8 protein-coding genes are annotated in these 6,466 nt (G+C 70.5%); 7 read left to right on the top strand and 1 reads right to left on the bottom strand.

Going from position 1 to position 6,466, the window contains the following annotated elements; translation table 11 throughout:
* Nucleotides 1–110: 110 nt before the first annotated feature.
* The 3 genes from LMI96_RS12225 to LMI96_RS12215 all read left to right on the top strand — a co-directional run bounded on the left by LMI96_RS12225 (nucleotide 111) and on the right by LMI96_RS12215 (nucleotide 2,717).
* A complete protein-coding gene (locus tag LMI96_RS12225) occupies nucleotides 111–725 on the top strand; it encodes a hypothetical protein (RefSeq protein WP_223722733.1) in 615 nt (204 codons plus the stop codon).
* Between the two features lie 103 nt (nucleotides 726–828).
* Nucleotides 829–2,118 (top strand): O-acetylhomoserine aminocarboxypropyltransferase/cysteine synthase family protein, encoded by a 1,290-nt coding sequence (locus tag LMI96_RS12220; RefSeq protein WP_228361667.1) that lies wholly within the window; start codon nucleotides 829–831, stop codon nucleotides 2,116–2,118.
* The gene (locus LMI96_RS12215; protein WP_228361666.1) at nucleotides 2,118–2,717 is read left to right on the top strand and encodes a CoA-binding protein; all 600 of its coding nucleotides are present in this window, start codon (nucleotides 2,118–2,120) and stop codon (nucleotides 2,715–2,717) included. Before LMI96_RS12220 ends, LMI96_RS12215 begins: the two co-directional genes overlap by 1 nt.
* A gap of 42 nt (nucleotides 2,718–2,759) precedes the next feature.
* On the opposite strand, the gene LMI96_RS12210 is transcribed toward LMI96_RS12215, so the two are convergent.
* Nucleotides 2,760–3,440 (bottom strand): hypothetical protein, encoded by a 681-nt coding sequence (locus LMI96_RS12210; RefSeq protein ID WP_228361665.1) that lies wholly within the window; start codon nucleotides 3,438–3,440, stop codon nucleotides 2,760–2,762.
* A 91-nt stretch (nucleotides 3,441–3,531) separates the two neighbouring features.
* Between LMI96_RS12210 and LMI96_RS12205 the strand changes: the two genes are divergently transcribed.
* The 4 genes from LMI96_RS12205 to LMI96_RS12190 all read left to right on the top strand — a co-directional run bounded on the left by LMI96_RS12205 (nucleotide 3,532) and on the right by LMI96_RS12190 (nucleotide 6,465).
* Nucleotides 3,532–4,545: an SDR family NAD(P)-dependent oxidoreductase gene (locus LMI96_RS12205; protein ID WP_228361664.1), complete on the top strand. Its 1,014-nt coding sequence runs from the start codon at nucleotides 3,532–3,534 to the stop codon at nucleotides 4,543–4,545.
* Between the two features lie 106 nt (nucleotides 4,546–4,651).
* The gene (locus tag LMI96_RS12200) at nucleotides 4,652–5,455 is read left to right on the top strand and encodes a sulfite exporter TauE/SafE family protein (protein WP_223722738.1); all 804 of its coding nucleotides are present in this window, start codon (nucleotides 4,652–4,654) and stop codon (nucleotides 5,453–5,455) included.
* 159 nt (nucleotides 5,456–5,614) lie between these two features.
* Nucleotides 5,615–6,061: a MaoC family dehydratase N-terminal domain-containing protein gene (locus tag LMI96_RS12195; RefSeq protein WP_223722739.1), complete on the top strand. Its 447-nt coding sequence runs from the start codon at nucleotides 5,615–5,617 to the stop codon at nucleotides 6,059–6,061.
* Entirely contained in the window at nucleotides 6,058–6,465 is a 408-nt protein-coding gene (locus LMI96_RS12190) for a MaoC/PaaZ C-terminal domain-containing protein (RefSeq protein WP_374197925.1), read from the top strand. Before LMI96_RS12195 ends, LMI96_RS12190 begins: the two co-directional genes overlap by 4 nt.
* The last annotated feature ends 1 nt before the right edge of the window (nucleotide 6,466 follow it).

Raw genomic sequence — 6,466 nt, 5'->3', positions numbered from 1 at the left:
GGGGCCCGGCCCCCGCCCCCCCCCCGCCCCCCCCCCCCCCCGGGGGGGGGGGGGGGCCCCCCCCCCCCCCCCCCCCACTTCTGGCTTCTGACAGGGAACCCGCTCCTCCGATGACCGAGAACGGCATTGAACTCCGCTCCCCGGCGGGCTCTCACGACCTCCCGCGGCTCGTTCCTTTCCGAGGGCTCCCGCGACAGCCGCTGCAGGACGGGCGTGGGACCGTCCGCGAGATCCATGTCGAGACCGCACCCGGGCTCGATCTGCGCTGGCAGTTGCAGCTCGTCGAGCTGAAGGGCCCGCGTGCCACGCTCCTCGCCCCGGCCGGTACCCACCAACGCATCGTCGGACTGTCCGGGCCGCAGGTGAGCGTCGGCGACGCGGTCGATCGCGTCGCGGCCCTCGGGCGCGACCGCGCGCTGTCGGTAAGGTCGCCCACGATCGTGTTCCAGCGTCCGCGGCTGCGGGTCGCTGGCGCCAGTGTCGTGGTCGTGCTCACCGCCGCCGCATCCGGGCCCCCGCCCCGCCTGTCGTTCCGAACCCTCGACGATCCGACCGACCTCGTCGGCATATCTCTCGTGCTGCTGCTGCAGGGCGAGCTCCGGGTCGACGGCGTCGAGGCAGCGCGACAATCCGCACTCCTCCTCGATCCGCGCACGACCTCGCATGTGACGGCCTCCGCCGCTCGTGTGCTGACACTCGCGGAGGAGTCGGCCGCGGCGGACTGACCCCCGCCGCACTATTACGGCGGGGGTCGCCGATCGGCCGGCAGCATCCGCGGCGCGGCTAGGCTCGGGAGGCCCCCAGACTCCGACCCGAAGGGTCCGCACCATGGCAGACCGCGAATACGGCTTCCGCACGCGTGCCATCCACGCCGGCAACATCCCCGACCCGGTGACGGGCGCCCGCGCGCTGCCGATCTACCAGTCGGGATCCTTCGTCTTCGACGACACGGATGATGCCGCCGCCCGTTTCGCGCTGCAGAAGTACGGCAACATCTACAGCCGGCTCGCGAACCCGACGACCGCCTCCTTCGAGGAGCGGATTGCGTCACTCGAGCAGGGCCTCGGTGCCGTCGCCACCTCGAGCGGACTGTCGGCGCAGTTCATCACGTTCGCCTCGCTCGCCGGCGCCGGCGACCACATCGTCGCGAGCGCGAACCTGTACGGCGGGTCGATCACCCAGCTCGACGTCACGCTTCGCCGCTTCGGTGTGCAGACGACGTTCGTCGCCTCCTCCGACCCCGCCGCGTACGCCGCCGCCGTGACGCCGCAGACCAAGGCGATCTTCGCCGAGACGGTGGCCAACCCGTCCGGTGAGATCGCCGACATCGAGGGTCTCGCCGCGGTCGCCCGCGATGCGGGCGTGCCGCTCATCATCGACTCGACGGTCGCGACCCCGTACCTGTGTCGTCCGATCGAATGGGGCGCCGACATCGTCGTGCACTCCGCGACGAAGTTCCTCGGCGGGCACGGCACGACCCTCGGCGGAGTGGTGGTCGAGTCGGGCCGATTCGACTGGCAGAACGACCGGTTCCCGCTGTTCACCGAGCCCGTACCGAGCTACGGCGGGCTCGAGTGGTCGGGAAACTTCGGCGAGTACGCCTTCCTCACGCGCCTGCGCGCCGAACAGCTGCGCGACATCGGCCCGGCGCTCGCGCCGCACTCCGCATTCCTGCTCGCCCAGGGAGTCGAGACGCTGCCCTTCCGCATGAAGGCGCACGTCGAGAACGCCCGCATCGTCGCCGAGTGGCTCGACGCCGACCCGCGCGTGGAGTACGTCAACTGGGCGGGGCTGCCGCAGCATCCGCATCACGAGCGCGCGAAGAAGTACCTGCCGGAGGGGCCGGGCGCCGTCTTCGGGTTCGGCGTCAAGGGTGGACGCGCGGCGGGTAAGACGTTCATCGAGTCGCTCGACCTCGCCAGCCACCTGGCGAACATCGGCGACGCGAAGACACTGGTGCTGCATCCGGCCTCCACGACCCACGCGCAACTCACCGAGCAGCAGCTGCTCGACGGGGGAGTGCTTCCCGGGCTCGTCCGCATCAGCGTCGGCATCGAAGATGTCGACGACATCCTCTACGACCTCGATCAGGCGCTCGCCGCCGTGCAGGAGGCATGATGGCCGATCCGATCGCCCTGGACCACGCCACCGAGGCGGAGACGATTTCGACGCGGCTCCCGAACGGCCTCACGTGCGCGCTGCCGGCGAACTCGCCGCTCGCGAAGCTGCTGAAATCGCAGCGCACCTGGGAGGGCCCCTCCGCGAAGGAGCGGCTCCGCATCCTCCGGGCCGCGAAGAGCGTCGCGATCGTCGGGGCGTCCGCGAATCCCGCACGATCCAGCTACTTCGTGGGGACCTACCTGCAGCAGTCCTCGGACTACCGCGTGTACTTCGTGAACCCGAACGCCGACGTGATCCTCGGGCAGAAGGCGTACCCCGATCTCGCGTCCCTCCCGGAGGTGCCCGACATCGTCGACGTGTTCCGCAAGGCGTCCGACCTGCCCTCGGTGATCGACGATGCGCTCGCCGTGGGCGCGCCGACGGTGTGGGCGCAGCTCGGTATCTGGAACGAGGATGCGGCCCGCGACGGCGAGGCGAAGGGCCTCACGGTCGTCATGGATCGCTGCATCAAGATCGAGCACGCCCGCTTCCACGGCGGCCTGCACCTGATGGGCTTCGACACGGGTCAGATCAGCGCCCGGCGCACGCTCCGCTGATCCTCCGCGCCACCCCGTCGGCGGGTGTCGTGACGTGAGGTGTCAGGGGATGTACGTCGACATCGCCGTGAGGAACGCGTCGATGTCGAAGCGGAACTGCTCGTCGCCGTAGGCGTCGAAGTCACGGCGGTCGAGTCGGCGCAGCGCGCCCAGGTCGTCCGCGTCGGCGTGCGCGAGCATGTCGCGGAAGTTGCGGACGTGCGGATGTCCGTCGGCGCCGGATGCGGAGAGCTGCTCGCGCGCGAACCCGACGCTGACGGTGGTCAGGAGGAGCAGCCCGCGGCCCGCAGCATCGTCGTCGAAGCCCGCGGCCAGCATCCGTTCCAGCACGATCTCGGCCGGGCGCACCGACGCGAGGGTCACCTGCGATGAGACCCGGAAGTGCGACATGAGCGGGCCGGAGTCGACGAGCGCGCGCCGCATCGCATCGGCGAAGATGCGGCAGGCCTCTTTCCAGGAGGCGTCGTCCGGGATGCCGACCGCGCTCATCCTGGCGATGAAGGTGTCTTCGGCGAGCAATTCGAGGAGGGCTTCGCGCCCGCTCACGTGATGGTGCAGCGCCTTGCGGTCGACGCCGAGGAGGTCGGCCAGGCCCTGCATCGTGAGCTCGGCGGCATCGACCGTGCGAGCGGCGGCGAGGATCGTCGCGCGGTCGAGGCCGGCGCGTTCGCCGCGGCCGCGCCGCTGCGGCACAGCGCCCACGGATTCACCTGGAGTTCCCATCCGCCCCAGCGTAGTATTTCCCGCGCGGGATTAAACCCTCATGCCGTGGGTGTCCGCGTGAGCAGGCAGCACCACTACGAAAGGAACAATCATGAGCGACAACACCGTCCTCACCGCGAACAGCACCATCGGAGCCTGGCTCGAGCACTCGGTCGGCGGCGACCTGGTCCGCGGGCTGCTCGCGCAGTCCGGCGGCACCGAGGAGAGCCTCGCGCCCGTCAAGGGACTGCCGCTGCAGCAACTCGTCGCGCTCAGCCAGGGTCAGCTGCCGCAATCGGTGATCGACGACCTCGTCCGCGCCGTGAACGGCGGAGTCATCCCCGAAGAATCGGAGGCGGCGGGCTGGGTCGAGCGCCTGTCCTCCGGCCGCTTCGCCGGGAAGACCGTCATCGTGACCGGCGCGGCATCCGGAATCGGGCGGGCCACGGCGTCGCGCGTCGCGCGCGAGGGCGGCAAGGTCGTCGCCGTCGACATCTCGGCGGAGCGTCTCGCGGAGTTCTCGGCGGAACTGCCGGATGCCGACATCGTGACCGTCGCCGGAGACATCACCCGGCAGGAATCGGTCGACGAGATCGTCGCGACCGCCGGCGGGCGCATCGACGCGCTCGCGAACATCGCCGGCATCAACGACGACTTCTCGCCGCTGCACGAGACGACCGACGCGATGTGGGACCGGGTGATCGGGGTCAACCTGACCGGCTCCTTCAAGCTCAGCCGTGCGGTGCTGCCCGCGATGGTCGACGCCGGTCGCGGCTCGATCGTGAACGTCGCCTCCGAAGCCGGGCTCCGCGGCAACGCGTCGGGCAACGCCTATACCGTCTCCAAGCACGGCGTCGTCGGGATGACGAAGTCGGCGGCCTTCATGTACGGCCCGGCCGGCATCCGGGTCAACGCGGTCGCCCCCGGCGGCGTCGCGACCGGCATCCCGTTCCCCCCGAACGTGTCGGCAGCCGGTCAGGCGCGGCTGCAGCCGTTCCAGTCCGCGATCCCGACGATCGCGACCGCGGAGCAGCTCGCCGCATCCATCACGTTCCTGCTGTCGGATGACGGTGTGAACATCAACGGTGCGATCCTCGCCTCCGACGGCGGCTGGTCCGTCCAGTAACGCGTGAGCCCGGTCGGTCCGTCATCGCAGCCCGTGAGCGCCTTTCGGCGCGAAACGCAGCGACGGCGGACAGACCGAGGTCGGCGACGGCGGTAGGCTCGCCTCCGTGACAGACGCCCCCGCACGCGTGTTCGCCGCGCGCACCCCCGCATTCTTCGCGGCCTGCATCGGCACCGGCCTGCTGGCCGGCCTCCTCTCCGGACTCTTCGGCGTCGGCGGCGGAACGGTCATCGTGCCGCTGCTGGTGATGTTCCTGAAGTTCGATCAGCGGCTCGCCGCCGGCACGTCGCTCGCCGCGATCGTGCCGACCGCGACCGTGGGCGTCATCTCCTACGCGGTGCACGGCTCGGTCGCGTGGGTTCCCGCCATCCTGCTCGCCGTCGGCGCGGTCGTCGGGGCGCAGATCGGTACCTGGCTGCTGCCGCGCATCTCGCAGACGGCGCTGCGCTGGGGCTTCGTCGCGTTCATCGTCGTCGTCATCGTGAGTCTGTTCATCGTGGTTCCTTCGCGTGACTCCGAGATCGAACTGACGATCTGGTCGGGCGTCGCGCTCGTGGTCGTCGGTGTGTTCACCGGCATCATGGCGGGACTCATCGGTGTCGGCGGCGGCGTCATCGTCGTGCCGATCCTGATGCTGCTGTTCGGTGCGAGCGACCTGCAGGCCAAGGGCACGTCGCTGCTCTTCATGATTCCGACCGCGGTGTCGGGCACGATCGGCAACCTGCGGCGGAAGAACGTGGACCTCGTGGCCGCCGCGACCGTCGGCATCGCGGCGTGTACGACGACGGCGCTCGGCGCCTGGATCGCGACCCTCCTCGACCCCGCGGTCGCCAACATCCTGTTCGCGGCGTTCCTCGTGTTCATCGGCACGCAGATGTCGATCAAGGCGATCCGAGGCCGTCAGCGCTGATCCGCCGCGCTCGGGCGTCAGCGGTGATCCGCCGTGGCCGGGCGTCAGCGGTGATCCGCCGTGGTCGGGCGTCAGCGGTGATCCGCCGTGGTCGGGCGTCAGCGGTTTCGTCCGGCGCCGGGCCGGAGCGCCGTCGGAACCGCTCGGTAGGATGGCGGTATGCCCGTGAATCCCGAGCTGCTCGGTCGCGCCTTCGCGCCGACGCCGCCGTACCTCGTCGGCCGTGAGAAGGTGCGCGAGTTCGCTCGTGCCGTCTTCGCCACGGATCCTCAGCACACCGATGTGAGCGCCGCCGCCGCCCTCGGGTACGCCGACGTGGTCGCTCCGCCGACGTTCGCGATGGTCATCCAAGATCTCACGATGCAGCAGCTGCTCGCCGAGCCCGACTCCGGCATCGTGCTCGAGCGCGCCATCCACGCCGAGCAGCGGTTCCGCTACTCGCGTCCGATCGTCGCCGGCGACGAACTGGTCGCCCGGCTGCGGGTCACCGGCGTCCGCGCCATCGGCAAGGGCGCGATGGTCACGAGCGAAGCCGACGTGACGGATGCGGACGGCGCCCACGTCGTCACCACGACCTCGGTCCTGCTGATCGGGGGAGAAGAGTGAGCGCCGTGCTCGAGATCGGACAGGTCGTCGCAGAACGCGACGTGCACCTGACGCGTGAATCGCTCGTGCGGTACGCCGGCGCATCCGGAGACTTCAACCCCATCCACTACCGCGACGACGTGGCGGCCCGCGTCGGACTGCCGGGTGTGCTCGCCCACGGGATGCTGACGATGGGCCTTTCGATCGAGACGCTCGTGCCCTGGCTCGAGGACTCCGGACGCATCACGGAGTACGGCGTGCGGTTCACCCGGCCCGTGGTCGTGCACCCGGAGGACGGCGCCGATGTGCGCGTCGTCGCGGCCGTCGGCGCGCTCGACGACGAGTCCGCCCGCATCGACCTCACCGTGACGCACGCCGACACGACCGTGCTCGGCAAGGCGCAGGTGCGGATCCGGCTGGTCTGAG

Source organism: Microbacterium sp. cx-59, from assembly GCF_020805625.1.
Taxonomy (GTDB): Bacteria; Actinomycetota; Actinomycetes; order Actinomycetales; family Microbacteriaceae; genus Microbacterium.
This window is presented reverse-complemented; position numbering and strand designations above follow the sequence as displayed.